At 64.2% G+C, this 20,765-nt stretch carries 9 protein-coding genes; 3 read left to right on the forward strand and 6 right to left on the reverse strand.

Annotated elements, in window-relative coordinates; genetic code table 11:
• Positions 1-1,968 (reverse strand): glycosyltransferase family 2 protein, encoded by a 1,968-nt coding sequence (locus tag ACP15H_RS10775; protein ID WP_425066180.1) that lies wholly within the window; start codon positions 1,966-1,968, stop codon positions 1-3.
• A 297-nt stretch (positions 1,969-2,265) separates the two neighbouring features.
• Here ACP15H_RS10775 and ACP15H_RS10780 point away from each other — a divergent pair, with 297 nt between their 5' ends.
• The 3 genes from ACP15H_RS10780 (at position 2,266) to ACP15H_RS10790 (ending at position 12,679) form a co-directional block, all read left to right on the forward strand.
• On the forward strand, positions 2,266-9,705 hold the full coding sequence (locus ACP15H_RS10780; RefSeq protein ID WP_425066181.1) for an SDR family NAD(P)-dependent oxidoreductase: 7,440 nt from the start codon (positions 2,266-2,268) through the stop codon (positions 9,703-9,705).
• Complete coding sequence (locus ACP15H_RS10785) at positions 9,702-11,057, forward strand: aminotransferase class I/II-fold pyridoxal phosphate-dependent enzyme (protein ID WP_425066182.1); 1,356 nt, start codon at positions 9,702-9,704, stop codon at positions 11,055-11,057. Before ACP15H_RS10780 ends, ACP15H_RS10785 begins: the two co-directional genes overlap by 4 nt.
• Positions 11,058-11,395: 338 nt before the next feature.
• Positions 11,396-12,679, forward strand: a complete 1,284-nt coding sequence (locus ACP15H_RS10790; protein WP_425066183.1) for a nucleotide sugar dehydrogenase — start codon at positions 11,396-11,398, stop codon at positions 12,677-12,679.
• Positions 12,680-12,719: 40 nt separating this feature from the next.
• Here the strand turns inward: ACP15H_RS10790 and ACP15H_RS10795 are convergent, their stop codons facing one another.
• From ACP15H_RS10795 to ACP15H_RS10815, 5 genes are all read right to left on the reverse strand, one after another.
• Positions 12,720-15,107 carry a GumC family protein gene (locus ACP15H_RS10795; protein WP_425066184.1) on the reverse strand — a complete coding sequence of 796 codons (2,388 nt, stop codon included), beginning with the start codon at positions 15,105-15,107 and terminating at the stop codon, positions 12,720-12,722.
• 164 nt (positions 15,108-15,271) lie between these two features.
• The gene (locus ACP15H_RS10800) at positions 15,272-15,895 is read right to left on the reverse strand and encodes a polysaccharide biosynthesis/export family protein (RefSeq protein ID WP_425066185.1); all 624 of its coding nucleotides are present in this window, start codon (positions 15,893-15,895) and stop codon (positions 15,272-15,274) included.
• Entirely contained in the window at positions 15,882-17,225 is a 1,344-nt protein-coding gene (locus ACP15H_RS10805) for an outer membrane beta-barrel protein (RefSeq protein WP_425066186.1), read from the reverse strand. Before ACP15H_RS10805 ends, ACP15H_RS10800 begins: the two co-directional genes overlap by 14 nt.
• A gap of 1,153 nt (positions 17,226-18,378) precedes the next feature.
• The gene (locus ACP15H_RS10810) at positions 18,379-19,521 is read right to left on the reverse strand and encodes a glycosyltransferase (RefSeq protein WP_425066187.1); all 1,143 of its coding nucleotides are present in this window, start codon (positions 19,519-19,521) and stop codon (positions 18,379-18,381) included.
• On the reverse strand, positions 19,521-20,705 hold the full coding sequence (locus ACP15H_RS10815; RefSeq protein ID WP_425066188.1) for a glycosyltransferase: 1,185 nt from the start codon (positions 20,703-20,705) through the stop codon (positions 19,521-19,523). The genes ACP15H_RS10810 and ACP15H_RS10815 overlap by 1 nt, the downstream gene beginning before the upstream one ends.
• Positions 20,706-20,765: the final 60 nt, after the last annotated feature.

Raw genomic sequence — 20,765 nt, forward strand, 5'->3', positions numbered from 1 at the left:
CTAGTGATCGAGGCTCGTCCGCCGCGCGGTCAGCGACAGCGCCGGATGGAAGAAGGGATCGTCGCGAAGGGCGTCCTGCCATGCCGCCAGGAACTGCTTCCTCTCCGCCGCGTAGCGTCTCGCTACATTCGATCTACCTCGGGTGGCGGATTCTTTATGCGTCAGGACCGCGTCGGGCGTTAAGATCGTCTTCCACCCGCGCTGCGCCAATCGCAGGCAGAGGTCCACGTCGCCGAGTTCGACCGGAAATCTGTCCGCGTCGAAGCCGCCGACCGCGTCGAATTTGCTCTTCTGGACAGCCAGGCAAGCCCCCGTCACCGCGGAAACCTCGTGCGGGACCGTGAAGCGACCGAGGTATCCGGGATACGCAGCAGGAGCCCCAATGTCGATGTGAGCCGCATAGCCGCACAGGCCGAGCACGAGCCCGGCATGCTGGAGGCGTCCCGACGGATAGAAGAGCTTGGCGCCTACCGCGCCGACGCCGGGATCCACCGCCCAGCCGATGAGATTGACGAGCCAGTCCGGTCGCATCGCCTCGGTATCATTGTTGAGAAAGACGAGGACCTCGCCGGTCGCCAGTTCTGCCGCACGATTGCAGAGTGCGGAAAAGTTGAATGGCCCGGCGGCCTCGAGGACGCGAACCCAAGGATAGGCTCGCGCCCGATCGAGAAGTCTTCGCGTCGCTGGCTTCCTGCTGCCATTGTCGACGATCAGCAGGTCGAAATTGCGGGGCGTGGTTTTCTCGAGGCCGGCCAGACACACCGCCAACAGATCCGCACGATCACGCGTTGGAATGATGATCGTGGCCGTAGCTGCCGATGCACGCGCCTTCGGCACGCCGACCCGGTCCTCTTCAACGGGGGCATTCCACACCTTGGTCAGGAGGACGCGCCGGATGTGGCCGACCGGTCCCGCTTCTGCAGCGAACAGTGCGCTCCAAGTCGACGGCCGCAAGGCATCTGCCGGTGCAAGCTGTGCCAAGCCGTCGAGTGCCCGGCGCCGTACATAGATGGCACGCCCAATGAAAGGCCTCGCCCGGTGGCGAATCGGACTCCAGTCGGGCTTGAGTTCCGGCGCGACATGTCGGCCGCCGTCGATCGAGTCCTCGTCGGCATAGAACAGCGACCAGCTGGGACGCGCGGAGGCGAACTCGGCCAGCGCCGCCATCGCATAGTCCGACAGCGTGTCGCCGGCGGAGATCGGCAGAATCAGATCGGAGCTTTCAAGGCCTCTCCACAAGTGCTCGGCCTTCGCACCCCGTTCGACCTGGATAGCCGGCCGATCGATGCGATATGTATTTTCCGTGCCGACGAGGGCCAGCGACCAATTCGGGTAAGCTTGCCGCTCGAGGGAAGCAACCGTCGCCCTGACCGCATCGGCCGCCTTGTTGCTATCGTCGTGGACGATCACGCGGATGTGGGGTCCCAGACGCCAACTGTCCCGGGGGGCTTCCAGTCCCACCAGATCCAGCCCCCGCTCACTGGCGGCACGCCATTTGTGGTATCGGGAGAGCGGGGTGGCCCCCAATATACTCTTCAAAATTTCACCGGAATCGGCTCTCCGCCCAACAGCGCCCAACGCCGCTGCCAGCAAGGCCCTGGCCGGGCTGCGCTTCCACGCCAGGCTCAACAGTTCCGGATAGCCAAGCAATTTGCAGGAAGTGACACTAAAGTCCGTCTCGGAGCATCCCCGCGGCGGGGCAACATAAATCCGGCGCGTCTGCTCAGGAACAGGCCCGATCCATGTTCCGAGTCCGAACAGGGCGGCCGGCATGGGCGCCTGGGTCTCCGCCCCTTCGCGCTCGAAGCGGATCACCGGGCGGGCAGCCGAGCCATACAATGTCGTTCGAAAATGCACCAACAACCAGCCGTGCGACGCAGCATCAGGCCGAAAATCGAGCTCGAGCTCGGCACCTCCTTCAGGTCCGGAGCGGCCGGTGCCGCCCTCACCCGCTGCCCCCTCAACCATTGCGGATGCCGTGACTGAAGTTGACGGCAATCTCACCTTTGTATCACTCCTTTGTGCATGCCGCCGTCTCTCCATCCTGTCTGATTTGGTTTATCACGGTGGACTTGCATATAGTCCGAAACAAGAAGGCCGCTGCGACGTTAGCGACGCAAGATCAACACAATTTCGACTTACTTTCGGGTCGGCAATCGACTGTCACTTGCTGTACGAGGCAGAATTCAAATCGGGAGAGTGGGGCTCTTGCATGGTGTGCGTAGGTTCTAAGACGTCGGGCCGCGTCGCGGGAGCAGCTTTCCAATGACGCGTCGAGATGAAGTTGCGATTGTTGGATATGCCTGCCGCCTGCCGGGTGCCAAGGACAGTGAAGGTCTCTGGAAACTTTTACGCCGCAATCTTTGCAGTGTAACCGAAATCACTCCCGATCGATTCCCCACTCAATCCTTCTATCATCCTTCTCCCGACCAGATCGGCCGCAGCTATTCTTTTTCGGCCGGAGTGATCGATGACGTGTGGGGCTTCGATGCCACCGCGTTCGGCATGAGTCCTCGGGAAGCCGAACAGGTCGACCCTCAGCACCGTCACCTTCTCGAAGTCACCCATGACGCACTCGCCCACGCAGGCATCCGCCCCTCGCTCCTCACCGGGAGCCCCGTAGGCGTCTATGTAGGCGCCTCTTCGGTCGACCACGCCGCGCGCTTCTTTGCCGACCCCTCTGCCGCGGGCATGCACATGATGACGGGCAACTCGCTCAGCATCATGGCCAATCGCATTTCCTACACGTTTGACCTGCGCGGCCCGAGCCTGGCGGTCGATACCGCCTGCTCGTCTTCCCTGGTGGCCCTCAATCTCGCCGCGGAAGCCATCCGCAGCGGCGCCATCGAGACGGCGATCGTGGGAGGTGTGAATCTGCTCCTCTCGCCCTTCTCCTACATCGGCTTCTCGCGCGCTTCGATGTTGTCGCCGACCGGGCTTTGCCGGCCGTTCGACGCTTCGGCGGACGGGTATGTGCGGTCCGAGGGCGCGATCGTCGTCGTGCTCCGCTCGATGGCCTCGGCACTGAAATCCCGCAGCCGCATCCATGCAGTGATCGTCGGTTCGGGGATAAACCAGGACGGACGCACGACCGGCATGTCGCTGCCCTCCGCCGAGTCTCAGCGACGTCTTCTGGAACAGGTTTACGGAGACTTCCGGATCGATCCCGCTGACCTGAGCTTCGTCGAAGCGCACGGCACCGGCACACGGGTAGGAGATCCCATCGAGGCCGACGCGCTTGGCAAGGGTCTGGCCCAGAAGCGTACGCAGCCCCTGCCGATCGGGTCGGTGAAATCGAACGTGGGCCACCTCGAGCCCGTATCGGGGCTGGCTGGCTTGCTGAAGTCCATCATGGCTCTCGACCAGGGTCTTGTTCCCGCGACGCTGCACCAGCGCGCGCCGAATCCCGACATTCCCTTCGACGAACTCAATCTCGAGATCATCTCCCAGAACCGCCGCCTCCCGGATCAGCGGGGCCCCCAACTGGTAGGCGTCAATTCGTTCGGGTTTGGCGGCACCAACTCGCACGTCATCCTTCGCAGCGAGAGGGCTGTCGCGCATCTCGTTCAGGTGAGCAATACGACCGCGCCTCCGCCTCTGCTGCTGTCCGCACACACGGGTGACGGCTTGCGAGAGCTTGCAACCCGCTATGTCGAGACGTGGCCCGCCACGACGCGCGAGGCCGCGACCTTCATTTCTGCCAGCGCCTATCTGCGGGATGCGCTTCCGCACCGCCTGGTCGCTCGCGGCGAGACGACGGACGAGATTCGTCATCATCTCACCTCCTTCGCAAAGGGCGAGGAGTCCGCCGCCGTCCTCACCGGCCAGGCATTAGGCACCGATCAGCCCCTTGTCTTCCTGTTCTCGGGAAACGGCTCGCAGTGGGCAGGCATGGGTCGCGACGCTTGGGAGACCAGCCCAGTCTTCCGCGACGCACTCAAGGAAATCGACAACCGTTTCGCGAAGGTCCAGAGCTGGTCGATCGTGGACACGCTGTTCGCGGATGATCTCGCGCCGCGCCTGAGACGGGCCACTTACTCGCAGCCTCTCCTCCTTGCCCTGCAAGTTGCCACGGTTCGCGCGCTCGAGGAGCGAGGTGTTGTGGCCAGTGCTACGCTGGGTCACAGCGTCGGCGAGATCGGCGCCGCCTGGTGCGCCGGCGCGCTCAGCCTGGACCAGGCCATCGACGTCGTGGTGGCCCGCAGCCGCAACCAGGAAGGCGTGCGCGGCAGCGGAAGCATGGCGGCGCTGATGCTGAGCGACCGCGAGGCTCGACGCTTTCTGAAAACCGCCGGTACACACAGTGTCGAAATCGCGGCGATCAACAGCTGGCGCAGCGTCACTGTTTCCGGAACGACTGCGGATATCGACCGCGTGCTTCAGGCGGCGGCCGACCTGAGGATCAGCGCGCGACGACTCGACCTGGACTATCCATTCCACAGTGCGTTGATCAATCCCGTTCGGGGGCCGTTGTTGCGCGAATTGCAGGGGCTGCGACCGCTGCCCCCTCACAAGAAGTTCGTGTCGTCGGTGACCGGTGGCGCAGTTGCTGCGGAGACGCTCGGCGCAGACCATTGGTGGCGTAACGTCCGCGAGCCTGTGCAATTCGAGCCGGCGCTGAACGAGCTGCTGAACGACGGACTGCGCGTATTCCTGGAAGTGGGGCCTCGGCCCATTCTGGCAAGCTACGTGCGAGACGTGCTTCGCGAGGCCGGAACGCGCGGCATTGTCATCGACACGCTGACTGAGAGCGACGGACAGTCCGCCCTCGATCCCATCGAGCGGGCGGCCTCGAAGGTCGCGCTGGCCGGCGGCAAGATCGAGATGCAGCGCTTCTTCGGCCCTGCTCCCGCAACCGCTGTCGTCCTGCCGCTCTATCCGTGGCAGCACACCCACTTCAAGGTATCTGCGACCGTTGAGGCCAGCACCACGTTGCTGCCGCATGCCCATCCGCTGCTGGGGGCCCGTCCCCGCAAGGACGGCGTCGAATGGTTTTCGACGGTCGATCCGGCACTCTATCCATGGATCGCGGATCACAAGGTCGGCGATGTCCCGGTCCTGCCGGCGACAGGCTACGTGGAGATCATGCTCGCCGCCGCACGCGAGACCCATCCGGATGGCGCCCTGGAACTTCGCGATCTGGATATCCTTCGGCCGCTTGTCTTCGAAGGCAAAACCTCCTTTGAAGTCTGGGTTCAACTCGCGCACGAGACGGGCGTCGTCGAATTACTGTCGCGGCAGCGTGGCAGCGGCGCCGGCGCGGACTGGACTCTCAACGCCCGCGGTATCATTGGGCGCTCGCCGATTGCCGGCAAGGCGACCGTTCCCCCGGCGGCGCCGGCTCATGCCGTCATCGTTCCCAAGAACAGTGTCTACGCCTCGGCCAGCGATCTCGGCTTCAGCTATGGCCCGACGTTCCAGCGCATTCGGCAGGTCGTGTTCCCCGAGTCGAAGTTTGCGATCGGCAGCCTCGACCGGCCGGACGCGCTGGTAGATGGGACGCGCATCATCGATATCACCGCACTGGATGCCGCATTCCACGCGCTTTTCGCCTCGGAGGAAGCAGGCGTTGCGGACATGCCGATGAAGCGCATGCTGCCGGTTCGCTTCGGCTGCGTACGGGTATTCCAGTCCGGTGTCATCGTCACACGCGTCACCGCTCGCACCCTCAGGCAGTCCTTGAGCTCGATGGTCGTCGATATCGACCTCTGGGACGAGCACGGAAAGATCGTCGTGACGGCGCAGAACGTCCGACTGGTCGAAGCCCCGACCGAGCTGGCTGCGGACCCCAGGTCCCTGAGCTACCGCACCACCGCTTGGCAGCTAGAACGCGCGGGTTTCCCGTCGACTCTTGCATACCGGCATATCGACATGGAACGCCCCGCGGGCAGCGCGGCCGCCCTCTCCGAAGCCCTGCTTCTGCTCGAGGCAGGAACGCTTCGTTCGACGTGGGCTGCCCTCCAGAGCCAGCCAGCCATCGGTTCGCAGGAGGAAAGCCCCGATGCGCCCAGCGCCGACGATGGCGCATCCTGGTCCGCTTTCCTCCGCTCCGCCTTGCTGTGGCATCTCGAGGCGAAGAACCTCGCTGTCGATCAGGCTGGCGTTCGCACGCTGTCTTCTTCATGCGACCTTCCAGAGATCGACACGATCGTCAGTACGCTTCTGGTGCGTCATCCGACAATGGGCGCGGAAGCGGCCAGCGTCTCGCGCCTTGAGAGTATTATCGGACGTCTGAGCGAAGGAGACCCAACCGCCGTGAGCGAGCTGGGCTCGCCGCACTGGCGCAATCTCGGCCTGGCCTCCAATCAGATCGGATGGTTGCGCGACGCCGTCGTCCACGACGTGGCGGCGTCGCTTGCATGTCACCCCGGCGGCCGCCTGCTTCGCCTTTTGATGGTGGGTGCCGACCACTTCGCCACGGCCGTGGATCTCAGCGCACGCTTCGCCAATGTCGAGATCACTCTGACCGACCTGGACGAGGACCGCCTCGAACAGGCGCGGGCGGCGATCGGAGATAGCGCCCCGCTTGTACGCTGCCTCACCTGGTCACAGCTCGACACCTTGCGTCCGGCCTCGCTGGATCTCGCATTGGCGGTCGACGCTCTGAGCGAAGTCGCTGCCGGCAGCGACGAGGGCATCGCGGCCGTTACCAGGTTGCTGCGTCCGGGCGCACCGCTCATCGCGGGCGAACTGGCACCCAGCGCCTTTTGGGACATCGTACGCGGCAGCCGGCGACGCTGGTGGTCGCGCTCGGCCAATGCCGAGTTCCCTGTCGGTGCATTGTTGACCGATCAGGAATGGATCGACGAACTCGAAACTGCGGGCTTCTCTGGCATTTCGGTGTCCCCCGCCTCCGGCGAAGCGCGTATCGGTGTGGTCGTGCACGGGGTGTTCGGCAATGGCAACGATCGCAACGCCGCGGCTGCGATCGAACAGGCCGTGTTCTCCTGGCAAGGCGCGGCGGCCGCAGATCTTCGGGCCGCCGTGAGCCATGGTGGCACCGAAACCGTACGTCAAGATAAGGTCGCGACGACCGACTACGTCTTGTCGATCTCGCCCGACGAAAGAGCGGTCGATCCGGTGTCCGTCCTGACCGAGCATCTCGATGCGATCGCCGATCAATGCCGGCGGTTGGCGGATATGCCGACCCGCCTCTGGATCGTCGTCGATTTCGGCCCCGCGGAAAGCCTGGTGCCCCTCGAGCAGCCGCTCTGGTGCGCGCTGGTGGCGGCCCTCCGAGTGGCACGCAACGAGTATCCCGGCCTTCAGATACGCTGTGTCGGTTTGGCAGGTGCATCGCGTGCGCAGATCATCAAGCGGGCCGCAGGCGAAATGCTAGCCCCGGACGACGAACGGGAAATCTTCATCCTGGGCGACAGTCGTGTCGTTTTCCGCGTCGAGCGAGGGGCAGCCGCTCCCCATCCGCCCAAGCCCCTGGCCGACGATATGGCGTTGCGCCTGGTGACGCGTCAGGGCTCCGGCAGGAGCGCACTCGGCTGGGTACCGCAGCCACGCCGCGCGCCCGAAGCCGGCGAGGTCGAAATCGAGGTGGCGACCACCGGGCTCAACTTCCGCGACGTGATGTGGAACCTGCGCCTGCTGCCCGAAGAGGCGCTGGAGGATGGTTTTGCCGGCCCCGGCCTCGGCATGGAGTGTTCCGGAACGGTGGTCAGGACGGGCCCCGATGTCGAAGAACTGGCAATCGGCGATCGCGTTCTTGCCTTTGCGCCTGGCGCCTTTGCGAGCCACCTCATCGCCAAGTCGTTCGCCGTGAGCAAGTTACCGCCCCAGCTGTCGTTCGAAGACGGGACGACTTTGCCTGTCGCGTTCCTCACCGCCTACTATTCTCTCGTGCACCTGGCCAGGCTGGAGCCCGGTGAAGCCGTCCTGATCCATGGTGGGGCCGGCGCCGTCGGCCTGGCGGCCATGCAAATCGCCAAGCAGCGCGGCGCCACCATCATTGCGACGGCCGGCAGCGGGGAGAAGCGAGCCCTGCTGCGCAGCCTCGGTGCCGACTTCGTCTGCAATTCCCGCACCCTCGCCTTTGCCGAGGAAGTGTTGAGTTTCACTGGCGGCAAGGGCGTCGATGTGGTTCTCAACTCGCTGGCGGGCGAGGCGATGATCCGTTCCATGGATTGCCTCAGACCGTTCGGTCGCTTCATCGAACTGGGCAAGCGCGACTTCTATGCCAACACCCATCTCGGGTTGCGGCCGCTACGCCGCAATCTGAGCTACTTCGGCGTCGACGTTGATCAGCTCATAGGCGCCCACAGGGCCTTGTCGCAGCGGTTGTTTGCCGAAGTGGTGGCGTTCTTTGCCGAGGGCGAGTTCTCTGCGCTTCCGCACCGCGTCTTCGACGGCGCACATATCGGTGAGGCTTTCCGCCTGATGCAGCGCGCAGGCCATATCGGAAAGATCGTCGTGACGCCGGCCCGACAACCAAGCGTTTCGGAGGCGCCCGTCAACACCTTCCCGGTGAATGCCGACGGCTGGCATGTCGTGATCGGCGGCACCAGCGGGTTCGGATTCGCGACGGCGGAATGGCTGGTCGACCGCGGCGCCCGGCACATCGCGCTGATCAGCCGGTCAGGCCACCTGTCCGATACGGTCGCCGGGCAGGTCGAGGCCTTGCGCGAAAGAGGCGTGACGGTGGAGATCGCTGCCACCGACGTGACCGACGCCGCCGGCCTCGACCGTTTCGTCGACCAGCTCGGCGACCAGCGTCCGGTCAAGGGCATTGCCCATGCCGCGATGGTCCTCGATGACAGGTTGATGCAGGGAATCGATCACGAATCGATCGACATCGTGCTGCGGCCGAAGGCGAGCGGTGCGCTCCACCTGGAACGCATTGCCGGCAGGCTGGACCTCGACTACCTGCTGCTTTTCTCGTCGGCCACCACCCTGTTCGGCAATCCCGGCCAGTTCAACTATGTGGCCGGAAATGCCTATGTCGAGGGGATCGCCCGCCGCCTGCGGGCCCAAGGGCTGCCTGTCCTGGCCGTTGCGTGGGGAGCGATCGAGGATGCCGGGTATCTCGCCCGGCATATCGAAGCGAACTCGAGCCTGAAGCGCCGGTTCGCCTCCACCTTGATGCCAGCGCGCACGGCACTCAACGCACTGGACTGGGCATTCGACGCCACGGGACGCCAGCTGGTCGATGCTTGTGCCATCGCGCGCATCGACTGGGCGATGGCCAGGCGCGAACTCGCGGCTGTACGCGCTCCGACCTTCAACGCCATCGACACGGGCAGCGTGTCCCGTCAGTCCGGCCAAGCGGCCGTTACTCTGGAGCGGCTGCGCGCCATGCCGCCGGAAGAAGCGACCGCAGCCCTCCTCGACATCGTCGTGGAGGAGATCGCAAGGGTGCTTCGCCTGCCGCCCAAGGAAGTCGACCGCCATCGGCCATTGGCCGAAATCGGCATGGATTCGCTGATGATGCTCGAGCTGCGCACGACGGTGGAAGCGTCACTGCAGATCGAGTTGCCGATGATGTCTCTGGCCAGTGGTATAACGCCCGCCGATGTCGCACGGCGCGTCACGCCGCTCGTGACCGGGGAGACGCCGAGCGAATCCGTGCCAAGCGCGCTGGCAACCCTGTCTTCGAGCCACTTTGCCGAGCAGGCCACCACCGCAGACGCCTCCGAGCAGCGCGCGGCGATCACAGCCGTGATGCAGCGGGTCAAGCAGATCGACGGACCGCTATGAGCCCGGCGCGCTCCGCTACGGCCCAGGAAACGGTCGATCGGGTGCGGCAGTTGCTCGGCCACTCCGCCCCTTCCCAGGCCAAGCCATCGGCCAGCCCCGCCTCCGGCGAACGACGCGATTTCGACTTCACCACGTTGCCCGAGTACGAAATTCTGAAGATCTGGAAGGCCGTCGGGGACATCACCCGAATCGGGAATCCATTCTATCGCCTGCATGACGGTCGCGCCGGCAATACGACCTCGATCGACGGGCGAACGATCACGAATTTCTCCTCCTACGACTATCTCGGCCTGAACGGACACCCCGATGTGGCTGCGGCAGCCAAGATGGCGATCGATCGGTTCGGCACGTCGGTATCGGCGAGCCGGCTGTCGGCAGGCGAGCGCCAGGTCCATCGAGACCTCGAGTCTGCGTTGGCGCGCCTCAGCGGCACCGAAGACGCCATCGCTTTCGTGAGCGGCCACGCCACCAACGTGTCGGTGATCGGCCAGATGCTGGGTCCGGAAGATCTGATCATCGCCGACGCGGTCATCCACAACAGCATCGTCGAGGGCGCCAAGCTATCGGGCGCCAAGAGAATACTCTGCCCGCACAACGACCTCGACGCCTTCGAGCGTGCCTTGCGGCTCAACCGCGCTCGATATCGCCGTGCCTTGATCGTCGTCGAGGGCCTCTATGGCATGGACGGCGACGTGCCCGACCTCGCCGGGTTGATCAAGCTCAAGCGCCGCTACAACGCGTGGCTGATGGTCGACGAGGCGCATGCGACCGGCGCGCTCGGTCGTACCGGACGCGGCGTCGCCGAGGAGCAGGGAATCGATCCGGCGGAGGTCGAGATCTGGATGGGCACGCTCAGCAAAACGCTGGCTGCCGCCGGCGGCTACATTGCGGGCAGCCGCGCGTTGATCGAATTGATCAGGTATACGTCACCGGGATTCGTCTACAGCGTCGGCCTCTCGCCTCCCTTGGCGGCAGCCGCGACGGCAGCAGTCGACGTCATGATGCGCGAGCCCTGGCGTGCGACGGCACTCCGCCAGAACGGCCGGGCCCTGCTCGAAAGAGCCCAGGCGCGCGGGCTGAATACGGGCCTCAGCATTGGTGCCTCGGTTGTTCCCGTCATTGTTGGCAATTCGCCGCAGACCGTGATGCTGTCGGAACGCCTGCTGGAACGAGGCTTCAACGTCGTGCCGGCCGTCTTCCCCGGCGTTGCCGAAAACCAGGCGCGGCTTCGTTTCTTCATCACGTCAGAGCATACGCCGGAGCAGATCGACTCGGTGGTCGACGCCGTCGCCGAGGAACTGCCGAAGATCCTCAGCGGCACCTCGTTCGTAAGCACGATCGCCGGTCGCTGACGCGGCACGGACATCAAGACGATTGGCATCACAGGCGCATCCAGCGGAACTGGCGCGGCGCTCCCGCGCACTCTCGCCCTGCCCTGACGAACGCTCGCCAATCGTAGACCACCTTGTAGACCAACGGTCTTCCCAAGGCCGGGAGCAATTCGATGCCTGGGCTTTAGTCTCGGCTACGGGACATGTTGGGCATCGTGTGGATTGCCGTGAATTTCGCCGCCGTCGTGGAGGGCATGATCAGGGAACTCCCTGGGGCTGGCCTGCGACGAGCCGTCGGCAGGGAAAGGGCGCCAAAAAGGGGATGCCAGCGGCGACGTGACCTGTCAGAAATTGACGGAATGAAGCGGTTTATCTCCGTCATCGGGCTCGGCTATGTGGGTCTGCCCGTCGCCGTCGGCTTCGGCCGCGCCGGCTACCAGGTGCTGGGTTTCGACATCGATGCCCGACGCATCGCCGAGCTATCCGGTGGCCGCGACCGCACGGGAGAGGTCGAGCCGGCAATGCTCGAGGCGCCCGGGCTCCGCTACTCCAGTGACCCGCGGGCTCTCAAGGCCGCCGACTTCCATATCGTGACGGTCCCGACCCCAATCGACGCCAGCAAGCAACCCGACCTCGCTCCCTTGAAAGGGGCCTCCGAGACCATCGGCCGTGCGCTCAAGCGCGGCGACATCGTGGTCTATGAATCCACCGTGTATCCCGGCGTGACCGAGGATATCTGCATCCCCGTGCTGGAGAAGGCGTCGGGGCTCAAGTGGAAGACGGACTTCAACGTCGGCTACTCGCCGGAACGCATCAATCCGGGCGACAAGGACCGGCGCTTCGACAACATTCTGAAGATCGTGTCCGCCGACACGCCCGAGACGCTCGACATCGTCGATGCGACCTACCGCGATGTCGTGACGGCCGGCACCCACCGGGCCGGATCGATCAAGGTGGCCGAGTTCGCGAAGGTCCTGGAGAACACCCAGCGGGACATCAACATCGCGCTGATCAACGAGGTGGCGCTGATATCCGATCGCTTGGGAATAGACACCCGGGACGTGCTCGACGCCGCCGGCACAAAGTGGAATTTCCTGCCCTTCAAGCCGGGTCTGGTGGGAGGCCACTGTATAGGGGTCGACCCCTTCTACATCGCCCACAAGGCCGAGGAAGTGGGCTACCACCCCCACGTCATCCACTCCGGGCGCCGGGTGAACGACAGTATGGGCGTACACGTGGCAAGCCGGGTGGTCCGGAGCGTCATGCGGCATGCCGGCAATGGCCGGCCTGTGGTCACGGTTCTGGGCGTGACCTTCAAGGAAAACGTCCCCGACATCCGCAATACGCGCGTCGTCGACATCGTCCGCGAACTCGAGGATTTCGGCATCACGGTCCAGCTTCACGATCCGATGGCCGACGGTGGCCTTCTACGCGAGGAATACGACCTCGCGCTCACGCCTCTCGACCAGCTGAAGCCTGCCGACGCGGTGGTTCTGGCCGTCGCTCACAAGCTCTACCGCGAGCGCGGCTGGTCCCTGGTGAAGCCCCTACTCAAACCCGCCGGCGGCGGCTTCGTAGCCGACGTAACCGGGCTGCTCGACAGAGCGGCAACTCCCGTCGGCGTGACGCTCTGGCGCCTATAGGGCACGATCGGCGCGCGCGCCCCCGGAGACGCCGTCCGACTTAGCCCTTCGACGCCAGCTTGAGAGGCGAACGGTGAGCGGCGTTGGCCGCGACATCGGCGCCCGCGCCATAGTAGCCGCGGTATCGCGAATAGTAGTCGCCATGATCGCCATAGCCGTAGCGCGCATGCTTGGCCAGATTCACGCGATTGATGACGATGCCGACATGGTTGGTGACGTTCAGCAGCGCGCCGATCGCAGTCTTGACGACCTCCCGCCGGGTCTTCGCCCATTGCACGATGAACACCGTATAATCGGCAAGGCGCGCGATGATGCGGGCATCGGACACGGCCAATAGCGGCGGACCGTCCAGGATAACGAGATCGTAGCGCTCCGCGAAGACGCCGAGAGCGGACTTCATCGCCATCGATTCGAGGATTTCAGGAGCGTTCGGCGTATTCGGCCGGGCGCAGATGTAATCCACCCCCGACAGGTCGTGGCGACGGGTGCATTCCTCCAGGGTCTTGATACCCATGAGATATTCGTCGATCGTGCCGCCACGGTCGGCAAGGCCAAGCGCCGCCGACAGACGGGCCTGCCGGAGATCGAGGTCGACGATCAGCACGCGCCGCGACGCATTCATCTTGGTCAGCAAGCCGCCAAGGGCCGCCACAAAGGTCGTCTTGCCTTCGCTCGGCGTGGACGAGGTGATCGCGATGATCCGCGGTTGCCGGTCCAAGCTGCCAAGACTGATCGCGGTGAACACGGCCCTGACAGACTCCGCCGCCGGCGACGTCATGTTCTCGAGCATGTGGGACACGACGTTGGATCTGGCGGCCGCGGCCCCCTTGACCTCGGGGATCATGCCGAGAACGCCCACGCCGGTTGCCTCTTCGACCTGGGCAGCAGACCGGAAGACGCGATCGAGCTTCTCTGCGGCCACGGAGAGCGCAACGCCCAGAAACGAGCCGACCATGAACGCCATCATCAGGCCGGTCTTGTAGTTCGGCGAGGACGGCGCGCCCGCCGGGTGCGCGTAGGCGAGGATGCGGGCGTCGGCACGCTGGATGTCCTGCTGTTCGCGCAGTTCCTTGAAGCGCGTCAGAAACGTCTCGTACAGCGTGCGATTGGACTGCGCCTCGCGCTCCAGCTGCTTGAGTTCCGCCTCATACTGGCTGGCCGTACCAGAAATCACGGCCGCCTTGTCGACAAGCTCCTTGAGCTCTTCTTCCTCGGACGTCGCAGCATCGAGTTCCGCGCGGACCGCGAGCGTAATGCGTTGCGTCTCCGTGATGAAACGCGAGCGGATCGAGGCCAGCTCGTTGCGGACCTGCTGGATCTTCGGATGGGCCTCCCCAAGCTGCGAAGAAAGCTCGGCGCTCTTTCGGGTCAGCTCCACATCTTGGATGCGCAGCGCCGCCAGAGTGGTATTCCCCGCCACCTCCGGGATATTGGCGAGTTCGCCTGGGTTGAGACTTGCCTTGCTGAGCGCGATCAACCGGCCCTCGCGCTCGATACGCCGTCCCTTGGCTGCCGTGTAGCGGCTGTTGAGATCTGAGAGCGTTTGGGTCGAGACCGCGCCCTCGGGGCTGCCGGCCAAGCCCTTGTCGCGGCGATAGGCGGCCACCGCCTCCTCCGCGATCTGCAGATTTCGGCGCAGCTCCGCGAGGCGTTGCTCGAGCCATTCGGTAGCCCGTCGATTGGCCTCGTTCTTGGTCTCGACCTGGTCGGCGAGATACGCATCGGCAATGGCATTGGCAATGCGTGCCGACATGGAGTCGTCGGGGCTTTCGACCGTGATCAGGATAACGAAGGTGCGCCCGAGCAGAGTAACCGTCAGGCGACTGGCTACGGCGCCGATCGCGGCGCGCCGGCGCGGATCGCTGTCTTCGGCGGGGCGGCCCGTGCGCGGCGCAACGGTTGCTACAGTCGCCTCCTGCGGCTTCGGCGGCGGAGCCAGGAGAGTCGAGATGCCGATGCTCCACAGATCGCGAAGCGGCTGCAGGGCATTGTCGATAAATCCCGGTGGTTTGGTGCCGTTGAACTCAGGATTGTTCGCAAGCCCGAGCTTGTCGACGACGCGGCCGATCAGATACTCCGACTGAATGACCTCGAGTTCGGTCTGGATCGCGCCCATGTTGAGCGTGTCGAACCCAGACAGGGCGGCCTCTGTTCCCACCAGCTTCGAGGTACGCGTATCCAGCATGATGCGCGACGAGGCCTTGTAGAGCGGTGTGGCCTGCGCGATGATCAGCGCCATCAACGCCGTCGCGATGAGACCGCAGCCGATGATCAACGCCTTGCGGCGGTTCAGCAGACGCAGCCAGTCCCACAATTCGTCCGACGATTCGACGGGACGCAGAGCAGGCAACGGCGCTTCCGAGGCCGGCAAGATTCGGTTCTGATTGGGCTCATCCACAATGTGGTCCGCCCTCGACAACGATCCCATCCCACTCTACTCCGCGAAAAAGTCAACTCGCGACCACACCCAATCGAGCGGGGAGCCAACCGCCCCAACCCGAGAGTTCACCCAAACGACACTCAATCCGACGGACGGCCCCACACCGCCCATCCCCAAGTCCTACGCTCGCCTACGACCTCACATAAACGCTTCTAGAACCAACGCTCCGGCACCCGGATGATGTCGCCCGGCCCCACCGGTGAATCCTCCGTAACCGTCTCTTCCTGACCCTGCTGCGCATTGAAGCGCTGAATCGTGATGCGCGTCTTGGAGGCGCGCCGGGTGTATCCGCCGGCGATAGCGATCGCCTGCACCACGTTGATCCCCGACACATAGGGGAACGAGCCGGGGCGGTTGATCTCACCGACGATGTAGAACGGGCGCCGCGACACCAGGTCGACGCTCAGGCGCGGATTGCGGAGGTAGCCCCCCGCGCGATAGCGGTCGGCCAGCATGGCCTCGATCTCGGGAGTCGACATGCCCAGAACGATCACCCTCCCCGCCATGCGCGGAGAGATCACGCCGGTCGAATCGACCTCATATTCGCCGGACAACTCGGTGTCCGAAAGGACCGTTACGCGCAACCGGTCGCCCGGCGCGACACGATATTCCCCGAGCCTGAGATTCTGCGTTCCCAGCGAAGGCTGCTGAATTGTTGCCGTCGACATAGGAGGCTGTGGACCGCAGGCGCCAACGGTCAGCGCGATCGCTACGAAGAGCGGACCGAGGCAGCGGGAGAGGAAACTGCGAGATTTCACGGGATCACCGCTTTGCAACCAAACGAATAGAGATGACGTCCCGCGTGTAGGAAGGACCACCGCTGGCGACGTCCGTCGACGAACCTGTGTAATGTTCGTACAGCGGTCCGATCTGGATCTGTGGACGCAGGGAATACAGCAAACCCAGAGAGGCCCGCCAGAAGTAATCTGTTCGGGGCCCTACACCTGCGCCGGGCGTCGGCGAATATTGAGCCGTGCTGAAGCCCGTCCCGCCCACCAGCTGCCAAGCGTCGTGAATGTCGTAGGTGAAGTCGACGCCAAGCGACGTCGAAATGTAGTTCTGATAATTGCTATAAGCCGACTCGTTGATCGACCGGATGAAGGCCGGTCGGATCGTCAGAGGCGCATAGCCGTTCCAGATACCGGTGAGACCGAACGTAAAAGCCGGGGTCGCGCTTCCATCGGCGAGGAAGGTCTGGGTTGCATATCCTACATAACCTTCGAGGCTGGTTTTCGCCGTGAATTTGACGGTTCCCCCGAAGTTGACGAACCAGCCGTTGGAATCGCGCTGCTGGCCATACGCATTGATGAACTGATCGTAGATGCGCTGGTTAAGGCCTGGCGAGACCCAGACGTCGACATCCTCCATGATCTCATAGCCCAGTCGAACGCGCTCTTCGTATTCCATGCGATTGCGGCTGGCGGACGGCAAGCCGCCCAGCGAAATAATACTGTTGTCGAGGTACTGGTAGCGGGTCGCAGCGGCTCTCAACTCATAGAAGAAGCGGTTGAAGCGCTGATAGAGGCCCAACTCGACCGGGATCGAGTCAACGACGGTCGGCGCACTCGCGATCAGGGTGTTTGGCGTACCGAGGGCTTCAGTCTGGCGGCGGACCCCAGCGAGGCCGGTCAGGTAGAAATCTTCCTGAATTTCCAATCGGCCGTCTGCCACGACATAGCCATTCCAGTAATTCTGGCTGCTCGCATTCGAGTAGAAACCGACGGCGCCCCCCGCGACCACTCGAAACGAATGGTTCAACCACTCGGACTTCAGTTCGACCACCGGCTTGATGACCGTGAATGGCGAACCCACCGTCGGCGCAGTCGTCGCATAGACGTTGCTGTCGTATCCCTCCTGGATTTCCAGGTACGGGTAGACGGTGAACGCACCGGCCGCGATTCCGATTTCGTTTCCGCCCACGACAGTACCCGGGTCAGTGACCGGCAGGTCTGGAACGTCGACCACCGGCGTCTGCTCGAGCAATGTCTGGACGGCCGGCGCGGAAGTCTCGATCTGCGCCTGAGCGACCGAACCTCCGCACGTCAGCAAGGCCCAGCCCACAACAGGCGACCAAATCAGCTGCGATCTATTCGCACTAATTGACATGGGTGCTCTTGGCCATCCTGGTACCGGTCCGAGTGGCGGTTGGAAGAAACTTCCCCGCGCGCACTCTCGAAGGCTACCGCGGGCTCTGCTGCTGGGGCGGAGGCGGGTCATAGATCACAGGCGGTAGCGGACCAGGTGGTATGGGGGTTGGAGGCAGAGGTGGATTTACAACAGGCGTCACGGGCGGCGGAGCCGGATCGGGCGGCGTTATTGAATTCACCAGACTCGCCAACTCCGGTCCCGAGACGCCTCCTGGCACGCCCAGCTTCTCCGCAATCAGCTGCTGCATCGTCTGACCGCCCAGCGGTCCGTTCGGGCCCGCATAGTACTGACCGTTGGGAGGCGGAATCAGGGGGTCGCCATTTGCGCTCAAGCTCTCCAAGCCCCCAGGCAGGCCACCTACGGGTGCCGTGTTCTGGAGGGGCGCGGCGGACTGGAGCGGACCGGCGTTCTGCAGCGAGCCGTTTGTTTGCATCGGACCAGCACTTTGCAGTGGCCCTGCGCTCTGAAGTGGTCCCGGCGTCTGGATCGGACCGGCTCCCTGCAAGGGGCCCCCGTTCTGAAGAGGACCACCCTGCAGCGGCCCTTGCCGCGCTTGATTGAAATCGCCCTCAGCCTCAGCGTCGCCGCCTGCAGGACCAGCGCCGCGCATAGGCCCCGCGCCCAGTGCCGGCCCAACACCTTGCACAGGTCCTGCTCCCGGCGGTCCCTGCCAAGCCTGTCCTACACCAGGGGCCACCTGCGCAGTCGCAACCGCAGCCCAAAGGAGCGCCGATAGCGCGCCAATACCCTGCGTTCCCAGTGCAATCTTTGACATATCGTCCACCCAGCCGCGAGGATTCAGCCCGTCGCGGCCATTCTTTGGAGACCCTACCCACAAACGTCGAAAAGTTCCGGCCGCTCCCACACGGCCTAACCCTCTTATTAGCTAACCAAGTGCAAAATGCCAAGCCCCGAAGGCACCTCTCTTCAATCAACTTCAGTCAATACGTGGCGAAGGCTTACTTCCTCCCCCCGCATTCTGGAGGTACCAGCGCGACGGCAGCTCTTAACCGCCCGCACGATTCGCCCATCGGAAAATCGCAGTTCAAGGGCAGATAGACAACCCGCTCGGCTCCAATCCTCAGCGGTCCCAATGCGCTGACCAGGGACACTAGGGATTTTGGTGTTCCGGGCGCCCTGCCAAATCTTCCAGAGCCTCAGCGAAGCCCCGAAAATCACCGCACGATACCCGCCAGTAGCCCGCCGGAGCGGCCTGCGCGAGCAGATGAACATCGGAGTCCGCACTTCCGACGAAGAGCACGGGCTTCCCTGAGTCCACGCACGCGTAGATTTTCGACGGCATCACGTAGCCGACGAACGAATCTCGTAATGTCACGAGATGTGCTGCAGGCGCCCGGAGCAAACCGGCCAGCTTATCCAGTGGCACAGGAGAGGAGCGATGAAACGGCAAGCCGGCGCTCTTCAGCACTTCGGCAATCTCATCGGCACCCGCCCCTGTGGCACTGAGCCATAGATGGACCCGGCCGCTTCCCTCGCGATGGTGCAGTTCATAGCCCCGCAGCACGGTTTCGATCTCGTGGGCGACACCATAGTTCCCGGAGTAGAGCAGCACGCACTTCCCAGCGAGATCGGCCGGCAGCGGTTCGGTGCGGCCGTCCGCAGCGAAGGCGACCGGCGACCCGTCCCTCACCAGGGTGATCCGTTCGCCAGGCACCCCGGTCGCCTGAAGCCGCCGCCGCTGGTCCTGACCCAGGACCTCGAAACTGTCGACGCGACGACGCCAGAAGTTCGTCAGGCGCAGCAACAGGTTCAGCGCACGAGAGGGCCTGTCGCGCGCCGCGATCAGACATTCCGGGTGAAAATCGGTGATCCGGTAGACGAGGCGCCCTTTCCACAATGGTTTCAGCGGCACCAGTAGATGAATGAGGAACGGCGGTGAGCCGGTGAACAGGATTCCGTCAGCCGCCCGAAGCGGACCGAAGGCCGCGAACAGCAGACGAAGGTTCGTGACGATCGTCCACAGCATGCGGCCCAGCAATGACCCCCGCGGTACCGGTCGCGCGGACAGACGGATTTCCGTCAACGCGCCGCGGCCTCTTTCCCGATAGCCCCTCGTCCCGGTACCGGTCGTCAGGCCTACCAGGGTGACGGCGTGCCCCTGCTCCGCAAGCGCCTGCGCGCGCATCTGCATGTATTGCCCGACGGCGCCGAAATCCGGCGGCAGCCAATCGGCGATGACGACGATCCGGCGTTCCTTCGCCAGATCGAACGGGCTCTGCTCCAGCAGGGCCATCACGGGGCGCCTCGCGGTGCCGGCACGCTGGCGATCGAGCGATAAAGCTCGGCCATCCTGCGAGCGACGGCCGGCCAGCCATAGTGATCGATGACATGCCTGCGCCCCGCCTGCCCCTGCCGGCGGCAGAGTTCCGGGTCTGCAAAGAGCGCTCGCACGCCAGCGGCAATGGCGGAAGGTGTCGGATCGACCACCAGCCCTGCCTGCGTATCGCGTACGATTTCCGACATGCCGACGTCCGGGGTGGCCACGACCGGTAGCCCACGGCGCATCGCCTCGAAGGCGGCAATGCCGAAATTCTCAGACAATGACGTCATCGCAAAGAGACGCGCCGCGGCAAACAAAGCCTCCTTGTCGGCGCCCGAGACATGACGCGCGATGATCGTCACACGGTCGGCGACGCCGAGCCGGACCGCCTCGGAGGCCAGAAAATCCGCATGCCCCCCCGCATCGTCGCCGGCCATGACGGCCCTTACCGAAGGCACCTCGGCCAGCGCTGCAATGAGGCGGTCGAGCCCTTTCTCCCAGCTCAACCGCCCGAACGACAGGACCATGGGCCCCCCCGAAATCGCCGCAACGATATCAGGCGACAGAACGGCTTCCGAGGGTGGCGGCGGATCGTCCACTCCGTGCGGGATCGTCGCAATCGGCGGCAGGCGCCACCCGAAGCTCGCAATGTGCTTCGCCTCGATGGCCGAAGTGGCGTGAATTGCGGCGGCCGCCTCGAGATTGCGGCGATCCACCAGTCGAATCCAGGCTTCCTTCACCCAGCGGCTTTTCCGGCGGATCAACTCGGGGACGAGCATCCCGCGCGGCGAGATCACGTAGGGAACGGCATGTTTGCGGGCGGCGCGGGCGCCAGCAAGAATCGGCCACAGGAAAACCGAATGGAGATGCACGGCATCGAAGGATGAAGTCGACGCCTCGAGCGACTGCCCCATCGGCGGCGACCAGTAGAGACGCCGCAACGTGCGGCTCGGGAAATAGGTGACCTTCACACCTTCAACGTCGACTGGCGTCATGAGCGGCACATCACTGTCGGATGGGCCATCCACACTGGTGGTGAAGACCTGTACGTCGTGGCCGGCCGCGGCAAGCTCCCTGCAAAGCGCGTGAACCGACCGGATCGGCCCCCCATATCTCACCGCCGGCAGATACGTCGGAACCACGTGAAGAAGGCGCACGGCTCGTCCACTGAATTGCAAGGGTTTATGTGCGTCCAACTCATAGCACAGATATTGCAG

The organism is Reyranella sp. (genome assembly GCF_965249915.1).
Taxonomy (GTDB): domain Bacteria; phylum Pseudomonadota; class Alphaproteobacteria; order Reyranellales; family Reyranellaceae; genus Reyranella.